The sequence below is a fragment of the Streptomyces sp. NBC_01190 genome (genome assembly GCF_045039895.1).
GTDB lineage: Bacteria > Actinomycetota > Actinomycetes > Streptomycetales > Streptomycetaceae > Actinacidiphila.
Genome location: NZ_CP108580.1, coordinates 5365589 through 5387024, shown reverse-complemented (window position 1 = coordinate 5387024; position 21436 = coordinate 5365589). Strand labels below are relative to the sequence as shown.

The 21436-nt window shown below is 71.0% G+C and carries 22 protein-coding genes and 1 pseudogene; 11 read left to right on the top strand and 12 right to left on the bottom strand.

Features of this window, described 5'->3' with window-relative positions:
• Positions 1-126: 126 nt before the first annotated feature.
• Complete coding sequence (locus OG519_RS22725; protein ID WP_405586965.1) at positions 127-681, bottom strand: RICIN domain-containing protein; 555 nt, start codon at positions 679-681, stop codon at positions 127-129.
• 362 nt (positions 682-1043) lie between these two features.
• Between OG519_RS22725 and OG519_RS22720 the strand changes: the two genes are divergently transcribed.
• From OG519_RS22720 to OG519_RS22705, 4 genes are all read left to right on the top strand, one after another.
• Complete coding sequence (locus tag OG519_RS22720; protein WP_405586962.1) at positions 1044-1760, top strand: alpha/beta fold hydrolase; 717 nt, start codon at positions 1044-1046, stop codon at positions 1758-1760.
• A gap of 265 nt (positions 1761-2025) precedes the next feature.
• Complete coding sequence (locus OG519_RS22715; protein ID WP_405586959.1) at positions 2026-2559, top strand: EF-hand domain-containing protein; 534 nt, start codon at positions 2026-2028, stop codon at positions 2557-2559.
• A 52-nt stretch (positions 2560-2611) separates the two neighbouring features.
• Positions 2612-3556, top strand: a complete 945-nt coding sequence (locus OG519_RS22710; protein ID WP_405586956.1) for an SAM-dependent methyltransferase — start codon at positions 2612-2614, stop codon at positions 3554-3556.
• A 47-nt stretch (positions 3557-3603) separates the two neighbouring features.
• The gene (locus tag OG519_RS22705) at positions 3604-3834 is read left to right on the top strand and encodes a prevent-host-death protein (protein WP_405586953.1); all 231 of its coding nucleotides are present in this window, start codon (positions 3604-3606) and stop codon (positions 3832-3834) included.
• Positions 3835-4112: 278 nt separating this feature from the next.
• On the opposite strand, the gene OG519_RS22700 is transcribed toward OG519_RS22705, so the two are convergent.
• The 3 genes from OG519_RS22700 to tdh form a co-directional block, all read right to left on the bottom strand.
• Positions 4113-5021, bottom strand: coding sequence for a LysR family transcriptional regulator (locus tag OG519_RS22700; RefSeq protein ID WP_405586950.1), 909 nt, complete (start codon positions 5019-5021; stop codon positions 4113-4115).
• A gap of 148 nt (positions 5022-5169) precedes the next feature.
• Positions 5170-6363 carry a glycine C-acetyltransferase gene (locus OG519_RS22695; protein ID WP_405586947.1) on the bottom strand — a complete coding sequence of 398 codons (1194 nt, stop codon included), beginning with the start codon at positions 6361-6363 and terminating at the stop codon, positions 5170-5172.
• A gap of 96 nt (positions 6364-6459) precedes the next feature.
• Complete coding sequence (gene tdh, locus OG519_RS22690; protein ID WP_405586945.1) at positions 6460-7488, bottom strand: L-threonine 3-dehydrogenase; 1029 nt, start codon at positions 7486-7488, stop codon at positions 6460-6462.
• 219 nt (positions 7489-7707) lie between these two features.
• On the opposite strand from tdh, the pseudogene OG519_RS22685 reads away from it, so the two are divergent.
• Positions 7708-8037, top strand: a pseudogene (locus tag OG519_RS22685) (Uma2 family endonuclease); the annotation flags it as partial.
• A gap of 480 nt (positions 8038-8517) precedes the next feature.
• Here OG519_RS22685 and OG519_RS22680 read toward each other — a convergent pair.
• Together OG519_RS22680 and OG519_RS22675 are read right to left on the bottom strand one after the other, a co-directional pair.
• Positions 8518-9921: an IS1380 family transposase gene (locus OG519_RS22680; RefSeq protein WP_405586942.1), complete on the bottom strand. Its 1404-nt coding sequence runs from the start codon at positions 9919-9921 to the stop codon at positions 8518-8520.
• Between the two features lie 298 nt (positions 9922-10219).
• Positions 10220-11659, bottom strand: a complete 1440-nt coding sequence (locus OG519_RS22675) for an ATP-binding protein (RefSeq protein ID WP_405586940.1) — start codon at positions 11657-11659, stop codon at positions 10220-10222.
• Between the two features lie 279 nt (positions 11660-11938).
• Between OG519_RS22675 and OG519_RS22670 the strand changes: the two genes are divergently transcribed.
• Both OG519_RS22670 and OG519_RS22665 read left to right on the top strand, forming a co-directional pair.
• Complete coding sequence (locus OG519_RS22670; protein WP_405586937.1) at positions 11939-12205, top strand: hypothetical protein; 267 nt, start codon at positions 11939-11941, stop codon at positions 12203-12205.
• Positions 12202-12594: a twitching motility protein PilT gene (locus OG519_RS22665; RefSeq protein WP_405586935.1), complete on the top strand. Its 393-nt coding sequence runs from the start codon at positions 12202-12204 to the stop codon at positions 12592-12594. The genes OG519_RS22670 and OG519_RS22665 overlap by 4 nt, the downstream gene beginning before the upstream one ends.
• Before the next feature lie 212 nt (positions 12595-12806).
• Here OG519_RS22665 and OG519_RS22660 read toward each other — a convergent pair whose 3' ends face one another.
• Both OG519_RS22660 and ychF read right to left on the bottom strand, forming a co-directional pair.
• Positions 12807-13637 (bottom strand): hypothetical protein, encoded by an 831-nt coding sequence (locus OG519_RS22660; RefSeq protein ID WP_405586932.1) that lies wholly within the window; start codon positions 13635-13637, stop codon positions 12807-12809.
• A gap of 148 nt (positions 13638-13785) precedes the next feature.
• On the bottom strand, positions 13786-14874 hold the full coding sequence (ychF, locus tag OG519_RS22655; protein WP_405586929.1) for a redox-regulated ATPase YchF: 1089 nt from the start codon (positions 14872-14874) through the stop codon (positions 13786-13788).
• A 235-nt stretch (positions 14875-15109) separates the two neighbouring features.
• Between ychF and OG519_RS22650 the strand changes: the two genes are divergently transcribed.
• Positions 15110-15667, top strand: coding sequence for a DUF6542 domain-containing protein (locus OG519_RS22650; RefSeq protein ID WP_405586926.1), 558 nt, complete (start codon positions 15110-15112; stop codon positions 15665-15667).
• On the opposite strand, the gene ppgK is transcribed toward OG519_RS22650, so the two are convergent.
• Together ppgK and OG519_RS22640 are read right to left on the bottom strand one after the other, a co-directional pair.
• Complete coding sequence (gene ppgK / locus OG519_RS22645; RefSeq protein ID WP_405586923.1) at positions 15588-16325, bottom strand: polyphosphate--glucose phosphotransferase; 738 nt, start codon at positions 16323-16325, stop codon at positions 15588-15590. The genes OG519_RS22650 and ppgK overlap by 80 nt on opposite strands.
• A gap of 30 nt (positions 16326-16355) precedes the next feature.
• Entirely contained in the window at positions 16356-17342 is a 987-nt protein-coding gene (locus tag OG519_RS22640) for a 4-hydroxy-3-methylbut-2-enyl diphosphate reductase (RefSeq protein ID WP_405586920.1), read from the bottom strand.
• A gap of 69 nt (positions 17343-17411) precedes the next feature.
• Here OG519_RS22640 and xseA point away from each other — a divergent pair, with 69 nt between their 5' ends.
• On the top strand, positions 17412-18632 hold the full coding sequence (gene xseA / locus OG519_RS22635; protein ID WP_405586917.1) for an exodeoxyribonuclease VII large subunit: 1221 nt from the start codon (positions 17412-17414) through the stop codon (positions 18630-18632).
• 66 nt (positions 18633-18698) lie between these two features.
• Entirely contained in the window at positions 18699-18989 is a 291-nt protein-coding gene (locus OG519_RS22630) for an exodeoxyribonuclease VII small subunit (protein ID WP_405586914.1), read from the top strand.
• A gap of 119 nt (positions 18990-19108) precedes the next feature.
• On the opposite strand, the gene OG519_RS22625 is transcribed toward OG519_RS22630, so the two are convergent.
• Entirely contained in the window at positions 19109-19663 is a 555-nt protein-coding gene (locus OG519_RS22625; RefSeq protein WP_405586912.1) for a DUF4245 domain-containing protein, read from the bottom strand.
• A gap of 281 nt (positions 19664-19944) precedes the next feature.
• Between OG519_RS22625 and glpX the strand changes: the two genes are divergently transcribed.
• Positions 19945-20976, top strand: coding sequence for a class II fructose-bisphosphatase (glpX, locus tag OG519_RS22620; protein ID WP_405586909.1), 1032 nt, complete (start codon positions 19945-19947; stop codon positions 20974-20976).
• A 102-nt stretch (positions 20977-21078) separates the two neighbouring features.
• Here glpX and OG519_RS22615 read toward each other — a convergent pair whose 3' ends face one another.
• Positions 21079-21432, bottom strand: a complete 354-nt coding sequence (locus OG519_RS22615; protein ID WP_405586906.1) for a WhiB family transcriptional regulator — start codon at positions 21430-21432, stop codon at positions 21079-21081.
• Positions 21433-21436: the final 4 nt, after the last annotated feature.

The window sequence follows — 21436 nt, the reverse complement described above, 5'->3', positions numbered from 1 at the left end:
TGCGTGTCGGGGGTCGTCACCGGGAAACGGCTCACGGTGTCCCAACGCGGTCGGCGGGCCGGGAGGTTGCCCGTCGGCCGCGCGGGGATCAGGACCGGGAGCCGCGCCCCGGGAGCCGGGGGCCGGTCAGAGCGAGGCGTTCTCCCAGACCGGCAGCCATACGTCGTTGGGCAGGCCGCCGACCGTACAGGTGTACTGGATCAGCGGGTTGCCCTTGCCGACGCCGCCCTTGACGTTGAGGCACTTGTGGCTGGACCTGACGATGATCTGGTAGCCGATGCCCTTGGGGACGAACTTCCACTCCTCGTTGCTTTCGGTGCCACAGGTGTACTGGATCACCTGGGTGCCGTTGGCGTTTCCACCCCCCTGGACATTGAGGCACTTGCCGCTCTCCACCGACCTCAGCCGGAAGTAGCCGCCCGAGACGGGCTCCGGCTCCCACCGCTCGTTGTCCGTGTGGGAGAGCGGCCACTGGATGACATGGGCGAGGTTCTCCGTCGAACCGCCGGCGACGTTGGCGACCTGGCCCGGATGGCTCGCCAACCGCAGCGTCACGGTCCGCACGCGGGCGGCCGCGTCCGCGGCGGGCGCCGCGCCGAGCGCCCCGAACACCAGCCCGGCGCCGATCACCGCCGCACCCAGACCCCGGACGGGGCCGCCGCGGCGGCCCGGGCGCTTCATGCCGTTCCTACGTGTCGTAGTCGTTGCCACAAATCCTCCATACGGTGTGACATCGGGACAAGACGATCCGAGCATGCCCATCCCCACGCCTTCCGCACAACACATCGGCCCCACCCTCCACTCCAAGGAGTGATCGCGGCGGTAATGTCCGTCGGGAGTGACGCGGCATGCGCGGCCTGGCCTGGCCCGCGACCGGCAGCCCATAGCGGGGAGCACCAGTGAACACACCATCGAATACTGTGATCCGCCCGCGGTTCAGGACCATTGACGGATTGTCGGTCCGCTTCGCCGAAACGGAGAGCGAGGGTTCGGAAGATTCGGAGCGTGCGGACGCGATTCTGCTGAGCCCCTGGCCGGAAAGCGTGCTGGCTTTCGAACAGATCTGGCCCGAACTCTCCCGTCACGCGCGACTGCTGGCCGTCGACCCGCCCGGTTTCGGACAGTCGGAGCGCCGCGATTCGCTGATGAATCCCCGGGCGATGGGCGACTTCATCGTGCGCCTCGCCGATGAGTTCGGACTGGAGAACCCGCACCTCGTCGGCCCCGACATCGGCACCTCCTCCTGCCTCTTCGCCGCGGCCGCGCAACCCGGCCGTTTCCGTAGCCTGGTCATCGGCAGCGGCGGCGCCGCGGTGCCGGTCCAGGTGACGGGGGTGCTGCGGGAGTGGGTGGAGGCGCCGGACCTGGCGCCGTACGAGCGGATCGACGGCCGCGAGATCGTCACCGCCGCGCTGAGCACCATCGAGGGATACACCCCGTCCGCCGAAATCCGCGAGGACTACCTCACCTCGTACGCCGGTGACCGCTTCGTGGCGACCATGCCGTATGCCCGCGCCTATCCGGAACAGTTGCCGATCCTGAGCGAACTGCTGCCGGACATCCAGACCCCCGTCCGTATCGTCCAAGGCGTGAACGACCAGGTCGTCCCGCCGGTCAACGCCGAATTCCTGGCCGCCCGGCTCCCCCGCGGCCGAGTCGACCTCATCGAGGACGCGGGCCATTTCTGCTGGGAGGAGAAACCCGCCGAATACGCCTCCCTCGTGATCACCTGGTGGAACGGCGGCCACCTCTCCGTATAGCCCCCGCCATAACCCCCGTCCGGGCCGGGCCGGCGCTGCATATCGCCGCCCCACCCACCGGCGTTATGACGACAATTAGCCCGTTGGAGTGAAGAGCGGCCTCGGTCGAGCCTCGATCCGGCGCGTGGACCGGATAGTGAACGGGTCCGGTCGGCGAGGAGACGGCGCCGCCGGATCCGCGGCGGGGGTAGGCGCCTTGGCGCTTTTGGTACCTGCCGCCGCGACCCGATCGCACGGGGACGGACCGAGAAAGGTGACAGCATCCATGCGCGCAGAAGCCACCAAGCGGGTCGCACTCGTTTTCTCTCTTTTCGACGCGGACGGCAACGGCGTCCTCCAGGCCGAGGACTTCGCACTCATGGCGGACCGCGTCGTCGAGGCGGCGCCCGCGGCGGACGAGTCGGCGCGGGACGCGATGCGCGCCGCCTTCCGGCAGTACTGGACCACCCTGCTCACCGAGCTCGACGCCGACCACGACGGCGAGATCAGCTTCGCGGAGTACACCGCGTGTGTGCTCTCCCCCGCGCGGTTCGACGCGACGATCGACGCCTTCGCCCAGGCGCTCGCCGCCCTCGGCGACCCGGACGGCGACGGACTCATCGAACGCCCGGCGTTCGTCGCGCTGATGACGGCGATCGGCTTCGAACACGGCAACATCGAGGCGCTCTTCGACGCTTTCGGTCCGTCGGACGAGGACCGGATCCAGGTGGCGACCTGGGCGGAGGGCATCAAGGAGTACTACGCGCCGGACAAGGCGGGGATCCCCGGCGACCACCTGGTCGCGGGCGCCACGGTCTGAGCCGCTGAGGCGGCGGGCGAACCTGGCGGACGGCGACTCAGGAGGGGGCGGCATGGCGGGCACCGCCGGGCCGAACAGCGGCGTCGGTGTCAACGACGGCGACGGCGACGGGATCGAGGAGGGCGTCGGCGTCGAGGAGGGCGTCGGGGCGACGGCCCTGATGGTCGCCGCGGCGCGGGCCATCGAGACGTACCGCCACGACGCACTGGCCCGGGACGTCTACGCGGAGCACTTCGTACGGGCGGCCCGGGTCTCCGCGGACTGGCCGGTGCGGCCCGGGGAGGTGCCCGGCGGTGAGGCCGATCCGCTGTGGGGCCGGCTGGGGCGTTACTTCGGGCTGCGCACGCGGGTCCTCGACGACTTCCTGCTGGACCGGGTCCGCGCCGGGACCCGGCAGGTGGTGCTGCTCGGGGCGGGCCTGGACACCCGGGCGTACCGGCTCGACTGGCCCGCCGACCTCGTGGTCTTCGAGATCGACCAGGAGGAGGTGCTCGCCTTCAAGCGCCGGGTGCTCGACGGTCTCGGCGCGGTCCCGACGGCCCGGCGGATCACGATCGCCGCCGATCTGCGGTTCGACTGGGCCGGGAAGCTGGCCGCCGCCGGCTTCGACCCGACCGCGCCGACCGCCTGGCTCGCCGAGGGCCTGCTGCTCTACCTCCCGCACGCCGCCGAGCGCGCCCTCATCACCACCGTCGACACCCTCAGCGCGGCGGGCAGCGCCCTCGCCTACGAGGTCAAGCTCGGCACCGAGTCCGCGGCCGTGCGCGACAGCCCGGTCTACACGGCCGCCCGCCACCGCATCGGCGTCGACCTGCTCGCCCTCTTCGACGCCGAGCCCCGCCCCGACTCCGCCGCCGCCCTCACCACCCACGGCTGGTCCACCACGTCCCACACCCCCTTCCACTTCACCCACCACCACGGCCGCGGCCCCTACCCCGACTCCCCGGACGCCCTGGCCGCCAACCGCTGGATCTTCGCTACCAACCCCACGGCGTGACGGTGACCTTTTGCCAGGGCGCCGGGATGGCTGGCACCCTCCGTCACATGACAAGGGAGCTGTCCGGAGAATCCGTCCACGATGTCCGCGCCCACCCGGCCGACATCACGGACCGAGCCGATCGCGACAACCTGCCCACAGCCTTGGACGAACGCGAGATCAACCGGATCATCGACCGCCGTATGTCCGATCCGGGCCCGGGCATCCCGATCGAGGAGATCATCCGGGAGACCCTGGCGCGCAACCGCACACCCCCGCCCCGAGCGTCCAGGAGGTGAACGCCCAGGGCCTCACATAACCCGGGACCGGTAGGAGGATCGGCGCCATGAGGACGCGCAGGAAATACACCATCACCCTGCCCGGGGAGCTTGCCGAGGCGGCATGCGCCTACGCCGGGCCCGGCGGCTTCTCCGCCTACGTCACCGAGTCCCTCGAACAGCGGTTGGCCATGGACAAGCTCCGCGAGATCGTCGCCGGCCAAGGGCCTCTCCCAGCCGTACCGCACTCGCCTGGTGGCCGCCGGCGAGGGCCGCTTGCGCAGGTCGGGGCGCCGGGGTCAGGGGAGGGTGGGGGTGGAGTGGGTGAGGGCGGTGAGGACGGGGCGGATCGGGGGGTGTTTTTCCGCGCCGCGCCGGACCGCGGCGAAGACGCGGCGGGTCGGGGCGTTGCCCACCACCGGGCGGACGACGGCGTTGCGGCGTTCCATGCCGCTCAGGGCCGAGCGGGGGACGAGGGCGACGCCCGCACCCGCGCCGGCCAGGGCGACGACGGCGCGGAAGTCGTCGGAGGAGTGGATCAGGCGCGGGGCGAAGCCGGCCATCTCGCAGGCGAGCAGGACCACGTCGTGGCACGGGTTGCCCGGGTAGGGGCCGATCCAGTCGCGGTCGGCGAGCTGGTCGAGGGAGATCCGCGGCTGGCCGCTCAGCGGATCCGCGGCGGACAGCACCGCGTCGAAGGGCTCGGCGTAGAGCGGCACCCGGGTGAGCCGGCGGTCGTCCTCGCGCGGGGCGCCGCGGTAGGCGACGGCCACCGCGAGGTCGGCGGCCCCGTCGAGCAGCATGGGCAGGCTCTCGTCGCCCTCGGCGTCCAGGATCCTGACCCGGATCCCCGGGTGGAGCGCCGCCAGGTGCCCGATGGCCGGCGCGACCACCTCGGCGATACCGGTGGCGAACGAGGCGATGGCGACCTCGCCGATCTCACCGTCGGCGTACGCGGCCAGTTCCGCCTCGGCCTGTTCGAGCTGGGCCACCACGGAGTGGGCGTGCTCCAGCAGGATCCGGCCGACGGCGGTGAGCTGGACGCCCCGGGTGCTGCGCGTCAGCAGGGTATGACCGGACTCACTCTCCAGGGAGGCGAGTTGCTGGGAGACGGCCGACGGCGACAGGTACAGAGCGGCCGCGGCCGCGGTCACCGTGTGGTGCTGCGCCACGGCACGCAGGACACGCAGCCGCCGAGGGTCGATCACGTGTCCATCCTCGCACGTCAGCGGGGCTAACCCCGAGGGCCCGGAACGCCGGGCCCGTGCCGGGCCGGGCCCCCCATCCGCCGTGCCGTCACCCCGCCGTACGTTCCCGGTCCCGCCCCGCCGGCCCCGCCCCCGCGACCGGCGGCCCTCAGCCCCGCAACGCCCGCCGCGCGTCCACGAACGCCTCGACCGCCCGGTCGACATCCCCCGCCGAGTGCGCCGCGGACAGCTGGACCCGGATCCTGGCCTGCCCCAGCGGCACCACCGGATACGAGAAGCCGATGACGTACACCCCTCGTTCAAGCAGCAGTTCGGCCATCCGGCCCGCCTCCGCCGCGTCGCCGATCATCACCGGGGCGATCGGGTGGTCACCGGGCAGTACGTCGAAGCCCGCCGCGGTCATCGCGCTCCGGAACCGCCGGGTGTTCGCGTCCAGCCGCTCGCGCAGTTCGGCCGCGCCCTCGATCAGGTCAAGCACGGTCAGGGAGGCGGCGGCGATGACCGGGGCCAGCGAGTTGGAGAAGAGGTACGGCCGCGAGCGCTGCCGCAGCAGGGCCACGATCTCCGCGCGCGCCGCCACGTACCCGCCGGAGGCACCGCCGAGCGCCTTGCCGAGAGTGCCGGTGACGATGTCGACCCGGTCGGACACGCCGTGCAGCTCGGGGGTGCCGCGGCCATTGGCGCCGATGAAGCCGACCGCGTGCGAGTCGTCGACCATGACCATCGCGTCGTACGCGTCTGCCAGGTCGCAGATGGCGGCCAGCGGGGCCACGTACCCGTCCATCGAGAAGACGCCGTCGGTGACGATGAGGCGGCGGCGGGCGTCCTGGCTGTCCTTGAGGCACTGTTCGAGCTCGGCCAGGTCGCGGTTGGCGTAGCGCAGCCGGCGGGCCTTCGACAGCCGGATGCCGTCGATGATGCTGGCGTGGTTGAGGGCGTCGGAGATCACCGCGTCCTCGGCGCCGAGCAGCGTCTCGAAGACACCGCCGTTGGCGTCGAAGCAGGAGGAGTAGAGGATGGTGTCCTCCTGGCCGAGGAACTCCGACAGGCGCCGTTCGAGCTCCTTGTGCACGTCCTGCGTGCCGCAGATGAAGCGGACGCTGGCCATTCCGTAGCCCCAGCGGTCCAGCGCGTCCTTGGCGGCGGAGACGACGGCCGGGTGGTCGGCGAGGCCGAGGTAGTTGTTGGCGCAGAAGTTCAGCACCTGGTCGGGGCTTCCGCCGGAGGTCACGGCGACCGAGGAGCTCTGCGGGGTGCCGATGACCCGCTCCGGCTTGAACAGGCCGGCCTCGCGGATCTCGTCCAGGGTGGCGCGGAGGTCGTCGCGGACGGACTGGTACACGGGGGGCTCCTTGGTGGGCGGTCGGGCGGGGCTGGGGCTGGGGCTGGGCGCGGGTCGGGCGGGGCGGTGGGCGAGGCGGGGCGGTGGGCCGGCCGCTCAGCCGGTCCAGTCGAGGATGATCTTGCCGCCGGTCGCGGTGGCCGCCTCGTCGAAGGCGCGGTCGAAGTCCCGGTACCCGTACCGGCCGGTGATCACCGGGCTGAGGTCGAGGCCCCGCTCCAGCAGCACACTCATCGCGTACCAGGTCTCGAACATCTCGCGGCCGTAGATCCCCTTGATGGTGAGCATCGAGGTGACGATCCGCGACCAGTCGACCGGGAACTCCTCGGCGGGCAGCCCCAGCATCGCGATCCGGCCGCCGTGCGTCATGTTGTCGACCATCGCGCGCATGGCCTCGGGGCGGCCGGACATCTCCAGGCCGACGTCGAAGCCCTCTTTCAGGCCGATGGCGGCCCCGGCCTCGGCGATGCTGACGCGCGAGACGTCCACGGCGAGGTCGGCGCCGGCCTTGCGGGCCAGTTCCAGGCGCGGCGCGCTGATGTCGGTGATCACGACGTTGCGCGCCCCGGCGTGCCGGGCGACGGCGCAGGCCATGATGCCGATCGGGCCCGCGCCGGTGATCAGTACGTCCTCGCCGACGAGCGGGAAGGAGAGCGCGGTGTGCACGGCGTTGCCGAACGGGTCGAAGATCGCGGCGATGTCCAGGTCGACCTCGGTGCGGTGCACCCAGACGTTCGAGGCGGGCAGGGTGACGTACTCGGCGAAGGCGCCGTCCCGGCCGACGCCGAGACCGATCGTGCTCCGGCACAGGTGGCGGCGGCCGGCCAGGCAGTTGCGGCAGGTCCCGCAGACCAGGTGGCCCTCGCCGCTGACGAGGTCGCCGACGGCGATGCCCGTCACGTCCCGGCCGGTCCCGGCGACCTCGCCGACGAATTCATGGCCGAGCACGAGCGGGGCGGAGACGGCCTGCCGGGCCCATCCGTCCCAGGCGCGGATGTGCAGGTCGGTGCCGCAGATGCCGGTGCGCAGGACTTTGATCAGCACGTCACCGGGCCCGGCCACCGGTTCCGGCACGTCGGCGAGCCACAGGCCGGGTGCGGCGTCTTTCTTGACCAGGGCCTTCACGGTGCGCTCCTGAGGAGGGGGATATAGCCGCGTCGCGCGCTACGCCCTCCAATGTGCCCATCCCCCGCCGCGAGGTCCATCGCGGTTTTCTTAACCACCCCAACAGCATCCCTGCACACCCGACCCCCGCCGCCCTCCGGCGAGGCCACCGGCGAGCGCGTCGACTGGCGCCGCTCACGAAGCCTCTTGGTCGGGAACTCGGATCGCTGGGGTTGTGCCATGACCGCACTGCCCGGTTGGATGCGCCCGCCGCGCGCGGAGGGGTGGTTCGCGGAGGACTTGGACCGCCTTCCCGAGGCGCCGCGGCACACCGAGCTGATCGACGGAGCGCTGGTCTTCGCGACGTGGCCGCGGAGGTGGGGGCACGGAGAGATCGTCACCCTGCTCACCGTCGCCCTCATGGAGCAGGCCCCGGCGGGTTTCAGGGTCGGCCGGGAAATGACGATTCGCCTCGACGCCCGAAATCGTCCGGAGCCGGACCTCGTGGTGACCACGGCCCCGTACGACCCCGATCGCACCTGGTTCGCTCCCGAAGACGTTCAGCTCGTCGGGGCAGGCGGTCGAGCGCGTCGCGGATGGCGACGCTGTTCCAGTGCTCTTCGATTGCGATGATCTTCATATTGCTGTCCCTGGAAGTCGAATCCCGCCCTCGTGCTCACCGCACCCGCTCCGGCAGCAGCCTCCATGAGCGGACTCCCGAACGAACAACTCGCCAACCTGACCGGAGCCACGGACGGCGAGGACACCGCGCCGCGAGCATCCCCGCCCCTTCATCGCCTCCGGTGCTGGTGGCGGTCCCGGTGCCGATCGACTCTCGGGATGCCGGTGCCGTGGGGGATGGCGGCCCAGTGCGGACCGCCGAGCCGGCGGAGCTAGCCTCGCTGTTTCGTTTGGGGTCGGCTGAGTTGGGCTGATGTCTCTTTTCGGTGGTCGGCGCCGTTTGTGGCTGGGTGGGCATGGTTTTGGCCCGACGCTGGGTCGGGTGCTCCGGGGGTCCTCGGGTCGTGGTGGTCAGGGCGGTGTCATCGTTCAGGTGGCTGGCCTGGGCAGGGCCGCAAGGCGGGTGAATGCCCTGGTCAGCTCGTGGCGCCAGGGCCAGGTGGAGGCGATCCGTAGGTGGAGACGTCGCCCGCCACGGGTGAGGCGGGCGGCTGCGTGCAGCAGGCGGTAGCGGAGTTTCTTCGGCTCGCACGCGGCCAGTTCGCCGTCCAGCAGGAGGGTCTGGGCCCAGGCGAGCAGGTCGATGGCGGTCAGGGCCAGCTCCAGCCACGCGGTGTTGATGGCGAAGTGGCGGGAGGGGAAGCGCCCGAAGCCGGTGGTCTTGCCGCAGCGGATGCGGTCCTCGACGCGGGCATGGCCGCGGTGGCGGACCTCCAGATACTGCAGGGAGCCTTCGCCGACGGGGGTGTCGGTGAGGAATGCCTGGTGGCGCATGCCGGCGTCGAGGTCGAACAGGGACAGCTGTGCGCCGGGGTGCGGGCGTTCGCGCCGGACGATGATCCGGGTGCCGTCGGGGTGTCCAGTCAGGTCGATCATGCCGGTCAGTTCGGCGACCCCGGCGCCTGTCCGCAGGGTGCCGTCCTGTTCGAGGGCGGGGTGCCAGAACCGGTCGGGCAGGGCCCGGATCGCCCGGCGGACCGGTTCGGTAACCGGGTATCCCACGGAGAAGGATGTGTGGATGCCCCGGTTCCGCAGGGCGCGCAGGTGGGTGAGGAAGGGTTTCGCGCCGCCTGCGCTGTCCGTGCGGACCAGGATCGGGGTGCCGTGGCGGTGGGTGTCGGGGACCTGGGCCAGGGCGTGGTCGAGGACGGTGATGTGGTCGCTGGCGGTGTTGGCGCCTGCGTTGCCCGGCCGCAGCAGTCCGGCCAGGGCCTCGCCGGTGTTGTCCAGGAAGCACAGCAGCGGGTGGTAGCCGAAGCCGCGTTTGTATGTGGGTGCCGCCTGTTCCGTGTCGGAGTGACAGGTGACCAGGGTGGCGTCGATGTCCAGGACCAGGCCCGGCAGGTCGCGTCCACCTGCGCGGGCCGCCGGTATGCCGGTCCTGGTCTCGGCGGCCTGGAGCCAGGCGACTTCGCGTGCGGCGGCCCTGGCCGAGCGCAGCCCGGCGAGTGCAGCCGGGTCGAGGCCGGCCAGCATCCGCCAGGCGGTCGGGGTGGAGGCGACCGGGCCGAACACGTCCGCCTGGTCGCGCAGCAGTGCCAGATCTGAGATGGCCTGGCCGCCGTCGGCGAGCATGACCGCCACATCTACTGCGATCCTGCCCGGGTCGTGCCCGGTGCCACGTGGCCGCAGCCGGCGCAGCGTGTCAGTGAATGCCGCTGTCAGGCCGGTGGCATCGGCAAGGTCGGCCAGCAGCCGGGACCCAGCGTGGCTGACCACCCCGCGGCCCTCGGCTGACACGATGAGCTGGGGGCGTGACCCGGTAGTGTGCACGCAGAAAGTGCCTTCTCGCTGTGGTGACGGAAGCCCTAGACAAGCCTCATCATCCCAGCTCAGAAGGCACTTTCGCGTTCCCGCTCAAGATCCGGACGCCACCGCAAACGAAACGCTGAGGCTAGGCCGTGTCTGACAAATCCCGCCTGCCCCGCGACGCCTGGCACGCACGCTCGCTGCGTTGTCGGAGTCGTCCGAGTAGGCCCACTACGAGGACGACCCTCCGCCTTGCGAGCGCACGCACCAGACGCCGCGGGCCCCGCCCTGCGGGCGGACGACGCTATTTGTCAGACACGGCCTAGCGGGGCTGCCATGCGCGGACGAGGTCCTCCGGGCCCCAGTGGGCGGTGAGCGGCAGATCATCGGTCACTCCGCAGCGGGAAACCGCGATCAGGGGGGTGTCCGGGGTGGTGCCGGGGACGGCGGGCATGGCGCGTACCAAGGCGTCGTAATCGTGACGCCCGAAGGGCTGGGTCTCCAGCCACTTGACCGACCCGACGAAGGAGACCTGCCGGGCCACCGGCTCGCGGTCCGCGCCGATGAGGTCGATCTCGGGGTTGTTCCGCCGGTTCCACCAACCGCCGACAGCCTCGGTCTCGGGCCACTCGTCATTGGGCATCAGCCGCAGCAGGGACTCGCGGATCAGCGGCTCGACCGCCCGCCCGCGCCAAGTGGTCCATGACCGCTCGATGCGTTCAAGCGCCACCTCGCCGCGGCCTCGCTCGATGAGCGGGATCGCGCGGGCCAGGAACGCCAGCCAGAACCGCAGATACGGGTCGGCGATCCGGTAGCGCTTGTTCTTGCTGTCCGGCGTGACCGAGAGCGGGAGATCAGCGGCCAGGACCCGCTTGGCCTGGAGCGCGGCCAGCAGCGGGGACAGCGTGCCGGACGGGAGCGCGCCGGCACCGCCGGCCTGGGCCGCGATCGCGCTAAAGGTGCGCTCGCCACTGCCGACCGCTTCCAGCACCGCCCGTGAGTGCGAGGCCTCGGGGAATTCGCCCAGCAGGGACAGCTCGCCGGCCACCAACAGGGGCGAGAGCGGATGGGTGACCGACGCCCGCAAGAAGTCTTTCCGCCCCATTCCCGGCCGCCACGACTGCACGATCTCGGGGAATCCGCCAGTGATCAACTGGGCGTCGACGGCCCCCGCCGCGTCGAGTCCGGTCATGGCCCGCACGTCGGCGAGGTTCAGGGGATGGACGGTCATTTTCGCCGCCCGGCCGAAGAACGGGCGTCCGTACGACTGCAGTGCCTCCATCACCGAGGTATCGCTGCCGACCAGCAGCAGAAGCACGGGTTTCGCTGACAGGTGACGGTCCCAGACCGTCTGGAGCGCCCCCTCGAATTCCTGATCCTGCTCGACCAGCCAAGGCACCTCGTCGATCACCGCGATGCTGGGTGAGTCATCGGGTACCGCGAGCGCCAGCGAACGCAGGGCCTGGTTCCAGTCCTGCGCCTGGAGGCCGGAGACCAGTTCCGCCCCTGGCAGCGGCGCATGGGTGAGCGTCGCGGCGAAGTCGGCCCGCTCCGTCACCGGGTTACGCCCCCGGGTGGCCTGGAACACCACATACGGCGCCGCCGAGCGGTCGCAGAATTCCTGAACCAGCCGCGACTTCCCCACGCGACGCCGCCCCGTCATGATCACCGCCCGCCCCCGAGTGGCCCCGCCGCCCTCTGCCACGATCCGGTACTGCTCAGCCAGCAGCTCAAGATCACCGGCCCGACCTCGGAACTCCATGAGCCGCTCCCCGGGAGGCTAAACGTAGATGCATTCTTACGTAGATTGCATCTTACGTTACCTCGCAATATCGGCCCCCGGAAAGACACAGGGCCCGGCTCAGAGGAGCCGGAGCCCGCCCCGCAGCCTGACCGGGCGACGGATTCGTCCGCGATGCACCCGGTCGCCACCCGGGACGCTCCGCCGCAGGTCAGAGGGCTTACACCTAAGCTCTCCTGCCTCATCGGCGTCTGATCCATGGGCCAACGAGCAAACGGCATACCAGAGTATGGTTGTTATATGGCTACCAAGAAGGTGACTATCACTCTCGACGAAGCCCTGGTCGAAGCCCTGGCCGGAGCCGCCGAGGAAGAAGGCATCCCACTCTCCCGCCTCGTTGCCGGAGCAGCCGAACGTGAGCTGCGCTTGCGGGCCGGCCGGGCCGTCATCCGGGAGTGGCAGGCGGAGCACGGCGCCTTCACACCGGAAGAGCTCGCCGCCGCCCGCGCGGACCTGGCCAACGCCGACGCCGAGTACCTCAGCGGCGCGGGAGCCTCGGCCGCGTGAATATCCCTTACCTGTACGACGCCGGTGTACTGATCGCCATCGACAACGACGACCGGCGCATGTGGGCGCGCCACAGTCTGGCGCTGGACGACGGCCGGGACATCCACATCCCATCCATCGTCGTCAGCCAGGCTTGGCGGGACTCCCGCCGCCAGGTAAGACTCGGCAAGTTTCTCGCCGGGTGCCACGTCGTACCCGTCGGCCTCGAAACCGCCAAGACCGCAGGCATCCTCTGTGGCAAGGCAGGCACCTCCGACATCGTCGACGCCACCGTCGTAACCATGGCAGCCGGACTCGGCGCCATCATCTGGACCTCGGACCCGAACGACATCCGCACCCTCATCGACGCCCAGGACCTCAAACCCGCCCCTGTCCTCCGCACCGTCTGATCATCGACAATCTCCGTTGGACGGTCCCCGCGGGTCCGGTTATCACGAGCGCGGAGCCGGGTGCGGCCGATTGATTGCGCACAACGTCAGTTGCCGCCGGCGTTTTACGGGTGTCCTGCGGAGGTCGGTCGGCCCCGCCGGAGAACTCCGTGACGCAGCGGCTAGGCCCGCGACGACGCTGCGCGGGTGAGGGACCGCCGGCTTGGGGCGCCTCAGGCAGTGGTCCCCTTGGCTGCGGACTCGTCGACGGTCTGCACGGCGGGCGGCTCCTGGATGTGCTTGAGACCGCCGAAGCCGGTGAAGTCCTGGGTGTTGCGCTGCTCCCCGTCGTCGGTGATCATCCGGAGCGGAAGCCCGTCCGCCCCCACCCACACGTCGACCCGCTGAGTGGCCGGAACCTTCCGCGACGCGACGATCCGGGGGTCTACCGGCTCCGTGCCACGGTAGTGGACCGCGGGTCGACCATCCACCGTCTCACGCCCGATCAGCGTCACCGGCCCGCTCGACGGCATCAGCGACAGGCGGTGCACCGGGCTGTGCTCCAGCGCCTCCGCCATCGCGTCCGCAGTGCCCTGGCCGAGTGTTGACAGGCTCAAGCGGATCCACGTCCTGCCCTTGTAGGGACCGGGCGGCATCGGGTCGATCCGCACATACTCCGACCCGTTCACCGTCCGCATCTCCGTACGGTCCTGGTGGTTCAGCCCCTGCATGCCGATCGCCGAGGGCGCCACCGTGTAATCGGTGCCCTCGCCCGCGCCGCCCCACGCGATGAGCCCGCTCATCGTGACCTTCGACGTGCTCCGCTGCTGCACCGTCACCACGTGGACCGAGTCCATGGCATCCGCCCGGTCGACCATCGCGACGACCGCCCTGCCCGCCGCGTCGCCGGCGGAGGCCCCAACGGAGCCGGAGGGCAGGGGGGTCCCGGCGGTCCCATGCACGGCCTTCGCGCCGGGCGCCGCGGCCCGCTGGTGCGAGGCATCGCATCCGGCGGCGCCGAGCATCAGCGTGAGAGCCAGCCCGGACACTGTCAACGTACGCACAGCCGCTTCCTCCGTTTCGCTGAACGGGAACTCTCAATAAACGGTCCGCCCCGCACACATCGGCGATCTGAATTCCTGCGGACCGCAGCGGACAGCAGCACGGCCTGACCCGCTTCGTCGCAGGTCAGGCGACCTTCCGCAGAGGCAACTACACGTTGAAGCGGAACTCGACCACGTCGCCGTCCTGCATGACGTAGTCCTTGCCCTCCATGCGGGCCTTGCCCTTGGCACGGGCTTCGGGGACGGAGCCGGTGGTGAGGAGGTCGGCGTAGGAGATGACCTCGGCCTTGATGAAGCCGCGCTGGAAGTCGGTGTGGATGACGCCGGCCGCCTCGGGGGCGGTGGCGCCGCGCTTGATGGTCCAGGCGCGGGATTCCTTGGGGCCGGCGGTGAGGTACGTCTGGAGGCCGAGGGTTTCGAAGCCGACCCGGGCGAGGGTGGCGAGGCCGGGTTCCTGCTGGCCGACGGACTGGAGGAGTTCGAGCGCCTCGTCGTCGTCGAGTTCGGCGAGGTCGGATTCGAGCTTGGCGTTGAGGAAGATCGCCTCGGCGGGGGCGACCAGGGCGCGCTGCTCATCCTTGAACGCCTCGTCGACCAGCTCGTCCTCGTCGACGTTGAAGACGTAGAGGAACGGCTTGGTGGTCAGCAGGTGGAGCTCGCGCAGGAGGAGGCCCTGTTCCGTGCTGCCGCTGATGCCGTGGGAGAAGAGGGTGTCGCCGGCCGCGAGGATGCTCTGGGCGGCTTCGGCGGCGGCCAGCACCGCCGCCTTCTCCTTCTGCAGCCGCGCTTCCTTGGTGAGGCGCGGGATCGCCTTCTCCACCGACTGGAGGTCGGCCAGGATCAGCTCGGTGTTGATGGTCTCGATGTCGTCCTTGGGCGAGACCTTGCCGTCGACATGGACCACGTTCTCGTCCTTGAAGGCCCGGATGACCTGGCAGATCGCGTCGGACTCACGGATGTTCGCCAGGAACTTGTTGCCGAGCCCCTCACCCTCCGACGCGCCGCGGACGATGCCGGCGATGTCCACGAAGTCGACGGTGGCGGGCAGCACCCGGGCCGAGCCGAAGATCTCCGCGAGCTTGTGCAGCCGGGGGTCGGGGACGCCCACCACGCCGACGTTGGGCTCGATGGTGGCGAACGGGTAGTTGGCCGCCAGGACGTCGTTCTTGGTCAGGGCGTTGAAGAGGGTCGACTTGCCGACGTTCGGCAGGCCGACGATTCCGATGCTGAGCGACACGTGGCGACTTCCCGTAGCGAGCGAAGAGGGTGCGAGACGGCCCCCAGTTTACGGGCCGCACCGCCCCGGCCCCGCCGCGCGTCCCGGCCCGGGCGCCGCACACCCGCCCAAGCCCACGCCACCGGCCCCGCCGCGCGTTCACGGCCGCCCCGCGCTGCGGCCGGCGCGGGCCCAGCCGGGCGACATCGCGTGTCCCGCGCTGCGGTCACCCATCCGCCACACTTACTGTGAGTAGGTGGATCAACACACTGCGCGCACACCGCCGCCCCCGCCACCACCCGGGCCCACCGGTGAGGTCCCGCCGGAGGCCTACCCGCCGCCGCGCCCGGCCCGCCCGCTCAGCGGGCTGCTGCGCCGGCTTAGGTCCGTCCGGCCGCCCCGGGCCCGGCTCACCGGCCTGGGCACCGGCCTGCTCACCACGGCGGTGACCGTGCTGGGCGGGGCCGTCGACGCGACGGTCTTCAACGGCCCCGGCCTCCTCTTCGGCCTGGTCTTCGTGCTGATCAGCGTGGTCGGCGCGGTCTACGTGCGCCCCTACGACCTGGTGGCCGCGCCGGTCGCCGCGCCGATCGCCTTCGCGGCCGGCATCCTGCTGACCTCGGACGGCGGCGGCGGCGGCCTGGTCGGGCATCTGCTGGGCGTCTTCACCGGTCTGGCGCTGCTGACCGGCTGGCTCTACACCGGCACCGTGCTGGCCGCGATGATCGTCGGGATCAGAGCTTTGCTGCGGCCATCGCGGCGCCGACGATCCCGGCGTTGTTCTGAAGCTCCGCGGGAACGATCTCGGCCTTGATTCCCTCGATCAGCGGTACGAACTTCTCGGCTTTGCGGCTGACCCCGCCGCCCAGCACGAAGAGGTCGGGCGAGAAGAGCATCTCCACGTGGGCGAGGTACTTCGTCAGCCGGTGCGCCCAGTGGTGCCAGCTCAGGTCCTCGTCCTCGCGCGCCTTCGCCGAGGCCTTCTTCTCCGCGTCGTGCCCGTGCAGCTCCAGGTGGCCGAGCTCGGTGTTGGGTACGAGGCGGCCGTCGACGAAGATGGCGCTGCCGATCCCGGTGCCGAGGGTGAGCAGGATGATGGTGCCGCCCCGCCCGCGTCCGGCGCCGAAGGTGATCTCGGCGACCCCGGCGGCGTCGGCGTCGTTGAGCACGACCACCGGCAGGCCGAGCTTCTCGCTGATCTTGGTGCGGGCGTCGAATCCCACCCAGCCCTGATCGACGTTGGCGGCGGTCCTGGTCACACCGTCCACCACCACCCCGGGGAAGGTCACACCGAGCGGGCCGGTGTGTCCGAAGTGCGTGACGACCTCCTGCACTCCCTCGATCACCGACTCGGGGGTGGAGGGTTGCGGGGTCAGGACCTTGAAGCGCTCCTCGGACAGATCCCCCTTGTCGAGGTCGACCGGAGCGCCCTTGATACCGGTACCGCCGATGTCCACACCGAACACGTTCATGGCCTCCACGTTAAGGGGCAGCGAAAAAGCTCACCTCTTGGTAGCTGCCCGGTCGGCGAGCTCGGCACGCAGATCCCGGCGGAGTTCCTTCGGCAGCGAGAACTGAATGGACTCCTCGGCGGACCGCAGCACCTCCACCTCGCCGAAACCGCGTGCGGCCAGCCACTCCAGCACACCCTCGACGAGGATCTCCGGCACGGACGCGCCTGATGTGACACCTACCGTACGGACGTCTTCCAGCCACGCATCGTCGCACTCCTCGGCGAAGTCCACCAGATAGGAGGCGGTGGCGCCGGCCTGGAGGGCGACCTCGACGAGCCGGATGGAGTTGGAGGAGTTGCGGGAGCCGACCACGATCACCAGGTCCGCCTCGGCCGCGATCTCCTTCACCGCGACCTGCCGGTTCTGGGTGGCGTAGCAGATGTCGTCGCTGGGCGGGGAGAGCAGGTTCGGGAAGCGGTTCTTCAGCGCGTCGACGGTCTCCATCGTCTCGTCCACCGAGAGCGTGGTCTGGGAGAGCCAGACCACCTTGGACTCGTCGCGGACGGTGACCTTGGCGGCGTCCGCGGGGCCGTCCACCAGGTGCATCCGCTCCGGGGCCTCGCCCATGGTGCCGACGACCTCCTCGTGGCCCTCGTGGCCGATGAGCAGGATGTCGTAGTCGGAGTCGGCGAAGCGGACGGCTTCCTTGTGGACCTTGGTGACCAGCGGGCAGGTCGCGTCGATGGAGGCGAGATTCCGCTCGGCGGCCTCGTCGTGGACGACCGGGGCGACGCCGTGCGCGGAGAAGATCACGATCGCGCCCTCGGGCACCTCCTCCGTCTCGTCGACGAAGACGGCGCCCTTCTTCTCCAGGGTCTGCACGACGTATTTGTTGTGCACGATCTGCTTGCGCACATAGACCGGGGCGCCGTACTGCTCGAGCGCCTTCTCGACGGTGATCACGGCACGGTCCACTCCCGCGCAGTACCCGCGGGGGGCGGCGAGGAGGACGCGGCGGGGAGCTTCGGTGGTCATGGCGTCCATCGTACGGGGCGGGTCCGACAGGCAGGCAGTCGTGTCGGTGGGGCGCACTAGGGTGCGGGTATGGCACTGAACACCTCGGCGGACGCGCCGATTCCGGTCGGCGAGGTGTCGCGGCTGATCGGGGCGTGGATCGACCGGCTCGGCGCGGTGTGGGTCGAGGGGCAGATCACCCAGCTCTCGCGGCGACCGGGGGCCGGGGTGGTGTTCTTGACGCTGCGCGACCCCTCGCACGACATCTCGATCGGGGTCACCTGCTTCCGCGGGGTTTTCGAGCAGGTGGCGGAGGTGGTCGGGGAGGGCGCGCGGGTCGTGGTGCACGCCAAGCCCGAGTGGTACGGGCCGCGGGGGCAGTTGTCGCTGCGGGCGGTCGAGATCCGCCCGGTGGGGATGGGCGAACTCCTGGCCCGGCTCGAACAGTTGAAGAAGACACTGGCCGCAGAGGGGCTCTTCGCGGCGGACCGCAAGCGGCCGCTGCCGTTCCTGCCGCAGCTCATCGGGCTGGTCACCGGCCGCGCGTCGGCCGCCGAGCGTGATGTGCGGGAGAACGCGCGGCTGCGCTGGCCGGCCGTCCGCTTCGAGGTGCGCAATGTGCCGGTGCAGGGCGCGACCGCCGTGCCGCGGGTGATCGAGGCGGTGCGGGCGCTGGACGCGCACCCCGAGGTCGATGTGATCATCGTGGCGCGGGGCGGCGGCAGCGTGGAGGATCTGCTGCCGTTCTCCGACGAGCGGCTGGTACGGGCGGTCGCCGAGTGCCGTACGCCGCTGGTGTCCGCGATCGGCCACGAGCCCGACACCCCGCTGCTCGATCTCGTCGCCGACCTGCGCGCGTCCACTCCGACGGACGCGGCGAAACGGGTGGTGCCGGACGTCCGCGAGGAGCTGGCCCGGGTGCAGTTGGTACGGGACCGGGCGCTGCGGGTGATCCGCGGCCTGCTGGACCGCGAGGAGCGCGGCCTCACCGCGGCGCTCAGCCGCCCGTCGATGGCGGCGCCGTACCGGATGGTGGACGACCGGGCGGCCGAGGTCGCGGACCGCGTCGACCGCGCCCGGCGCGGCCTGCGCCACGCGCTCGACCGGGCCGACGCCGACCTCTCCCACACCTTGGCCCGCGTGGTCGCCCTCTCCCCCGCGGCCACCCTCCGCCGGGGGTACGCCGTGCTGCAACGCGCCGACGGCACCGTGGTCCGCGACCCGTCGGAGGTGACCCCGGAAGAAGACCTCCGGGCCCGCGTCGCCGAGGGCACCTTCGGGGTCCGGGTCACCGAGCTCCCGCACCCCTGACCGGCGGCACCCGGGCATCCCGGCCACTCGGGGTGGGGTGTCGGAGGGACGCCCTAGGGTGGCGGCATGGCTGGAGATCAGGAGGGCCGGGCGACGCTCGGTTATGAGCAGGCGCGTGACGAGCTCGTCGATGTCGTGCGGCGGCTGGAGGCGGGGGGCGTGAGCTTGGAGGAGTCACTCGCGCTGTGGGAGCGGGGCGAGGAGCTGGCCAGGCTCTGCCGGCACTGGCTGGAGGGGGCCAGGGCGCGGCTCGACGCGGTGCTGGCGGCGGAGGAGCAGGAGGAGCTGGCGGCCGGCGAGGCGGAGCAGCGCACGGTGGACCGCGAGGAGGCGGCGCGGGGCGAGCGGGGGAAGTGACCGGGCGGGAGGGCCGGAGGGGCGGGGCGGACGCCGGGCGGCGAGGCCCCCGGAACGCCCAGCCGCCAGGCGCTTGGGCGGCCAGCCTTGCGAGACCGGCAGGACGCTGAGCCCCGGCCCTACGAGGAGATGTGCTGCGGGCCGCGGCTTGAGGTGAGCGCGCCGGCCAACTGGGCGAGCTGCGTGTCGGGGGCCGTGCCGAGGACGACCGTGGTGACGTCGTGCTCCTTGCGGACCAGGGCGGTGTAGCGGCCACCGGTGTAGCGCTGCCAGCTCTGGCCGCCGGCCTGGACGGTGCGGGTGCCGTCGCGGTGGGCGTTGAGGGTGACGTCGGCGATGAAGGTGTCGGCCGGCCCGTTGCTCTGCTCGAGCGCCACGTACTGCTCCTGTGGGTCGATGAAGCCGAGGTGCCAGGTGATGTCCTGCCGGTTGGCGCCGTCGTAGGTGACGGAGGTGGAGCGCCACCGCGCGCCGAGGCCCTCCGGGCCCGCCACCGGGAAGGGCGCGTCGCGTCGCGCCTGGCCCAGCTCGACCGAGAAGGGGACCACCCGCACCGGGTCCGCGTTCGAGTCGTGCGGGATGAACAGGTAGATCAGGAAGACGGCGAACCCGAGCACGATCAACGACAGCGTCAGGTCCACGAGAGTCTTGTTGCCACGTTTGTCTGCTGCCACGGGCCTATCGTCCCCCATGCCGCCGATCCCGCCGACCGCCGGGTCCGCCCGTCGGCTCCGGACAGCCGCACCGTCACTCGACCGCTCATCTGACACATGTACTGCTCATATTGCCGGGTAAACGATAAGTTCGAACCACGGCTCATGCTCATCCCTGTCGTTCATGGTCATTTTCGTCCGTGCCCGTCTGTTTCCGTCCTTATCCGTCCAAGAACGTCTTTGCCCGCCTATGCCCGTCCAATTCCGGCCGTCCGGCCGTCCCGTACAGAAAGGTGCGCGTGATGACCGAACAGCACTTGCCCCCGCAGCTCGAAGTGAGCCCGGAGGCGCCCGACCGCAACCTCGCGCTCGAACTGGTCCGGGTCACCGAGGCCGCCGCGATGGCCGCCGGGCGGTGGGTCGGCCGCGGTGACAAGAACGGCGCCGACGGTGCCGCCGTCAAGGCGATGCGGACGCTGGTGTCGACCGTCTCGATGAACGGCGTCGTCGTGATCGGCGAAGGCGAGAAGGACAAGGCGCCGATGCTCTTCAACGGGGAGCGCATCGGCGACGGCACCGGGGCGGAGTGCGATGTCGCGGTGGACCCCGTGGACGGCACCACGCTCACCGCCAAGGGCATGCCGAGCGCGGTGTGCGTGCTGGCGGTGGCCGACCGGGGCACCATGTTCGACCCGTCGGCCGTCTTCTACATGGACAAACTGGTGGCCGGCCCGGAGGCCGCCGAGTTCGTGGACATCACCGCGCCGCCGTCGGTGAACATCCGCCGGGTGGCGAAGGCCAAGGGCGGCGCGCCGGAGGACGTGACCGTCGTGGTGCTCGACCGGCCGCGCCACGACGGCATCGTCAAGGAGATCCGGGAGACCGGCGCCCGTATCAAGTTCATCCAGGACGGCGATGTGGCCGGCGCGATCATGGCGGTACGCGAAGGGACCGGCGTCGATCTGCTGCTGGGCATCGGCGGTACGCCGGAGGGCATCATCGCCGCCTGTGCGATCACCTGCCTGGGCGGCACCATCCAGGGAAAGCTCTGGCCGAAGGACGACGCGGAGCGGCGGCGGGCGCTGGACGCGGGCCATGACCTCGACAAGGTGCTGCACACCGGGGATCTGGTCAGCGGCGAGAACGTCTTCTTCGTGGCCACCGGCATCACCGACGGCGAGTTGCTGCGCGGGGTGCGCTACCGCGCCGAGACCGCGACGACCTCATCCCTGGTGATGCGGTCCAAGTCCGGCACCATCCGGCAGATCGACTCGGTGCACCGGCTGTCGAAGCTGCGGGCGTACAGCGCGATCGACTTCGACCGGGCCCGCTGACCGGACTGCCTCTCACCCTCTCACCGCTCCGCCCCGCCCCGGCCGCCGCCGCCCGAGCCCCGTCGTCCCAGGGCCGCGGTGGAGGGGTGGGAGAGCGGTGGGTCAGCCGGCCGCCGCTATGGACGCGGCGGGGCGCTGGAGTTCGACCTCACGGCGCCGTCTGCGGGCCAGCACCACGCGGCGCTCGGCGGCCGTCATCCCGCCCCACACACCGTACGGTTCCGGCTGGAGCAGCGCGTGCTCACGGCATTCGAGCATCACCGGACACCGGGCGCACACCCGCTTCGCGGCTTCCTCACGCGACAGTCGCGCCGCGGTCGGTTCCTTGGAAGGCGCGAAGAAGAGCCCCGCCTCGTCGCTGCGGCAGGCGGCATCGGAGTGCCAAGGACCGCCGGGGTCCCGCGGGTGGCCTGGTGGCTGAGCGGGGACCGTGGCGGGCTCGATCGGTTGCAGCACGGAT

Coding starts and splice junctions, on each gene's coding strand:
- OG519_RS22725 (WP_405586965.1), bottom strand. CDS start 681: ATGAAGCGCCCGGGCCGCCGCGGCGGCCCCGTCCGGGGTCTGGGTGCG.
- OG519_RS22715 (WP_405586959.1), top strand. CDS start 2,026: ATGCGCGCAGAAGCCACCAAGCGGGTCGCACTCGTTTTCTCTCTTTTC.
- OG519_RS22710 (WP_405586956.1), top strand. CDS start 2,612: ATGGCGGGCACCGCCGGGCCGAACAGCGGCGTCGGTGTCAACGACGGC.
- OG519_RS22705 (WP_405586953.1), top strand. CDS start 3,604: ATGACAAGGGAGCTGTCCGGAGAATCCGTCCACGATGTCCGCGCCCAC.
- OG519_RS22675 (WP_405586940.1), bottom strand. CDS start 11,659: ATGGAGTTCCGAGGTCGGGCCGGTGATCTTGAGCTGCTGGCTGAGCAG.
- OG519_RS22670 (WP_405586937.1), top strand. CDS start 11,939: ATGGCTACCAAGAAGGTGACTATCACTCTCGACGAAGCCCTGGTCGAA.
- ppgK (WP_405586923.1), bottom strand. CDS start 16,325: ATGAACGTGTTCGGTGTGGACATCGGCGGTACCGGTATCAAGGGCGCT.
- OG519_RS22640 (WP_405586920.1), bottom strand. CDS start 17,342: ATGACCACCGAAGCTCCCCGCCGCGTCCTCCTCGCCGCCCCCCGCGGG.
- xseA (WP_405586917.1), top strand. CDS start 17,412: ATGGCACTGAACACCTCGGCGGACGCGCCGATTCCGGTCGGCGAGGTG.
- OG519_RS22630 (WP_405586914.1), top strand. CDS start 18,699: ATGGCTGGAGATCAGGAGGGCCGGGCGACGCTCGGTTATGAGCAGGCG.
- glpX (WP_405586909.1), top strand. CDS start 19,945: ATGACCGAACAGCACTTGCCCCCGCAGCTCGAAGTGAGCCCGGAGGCG.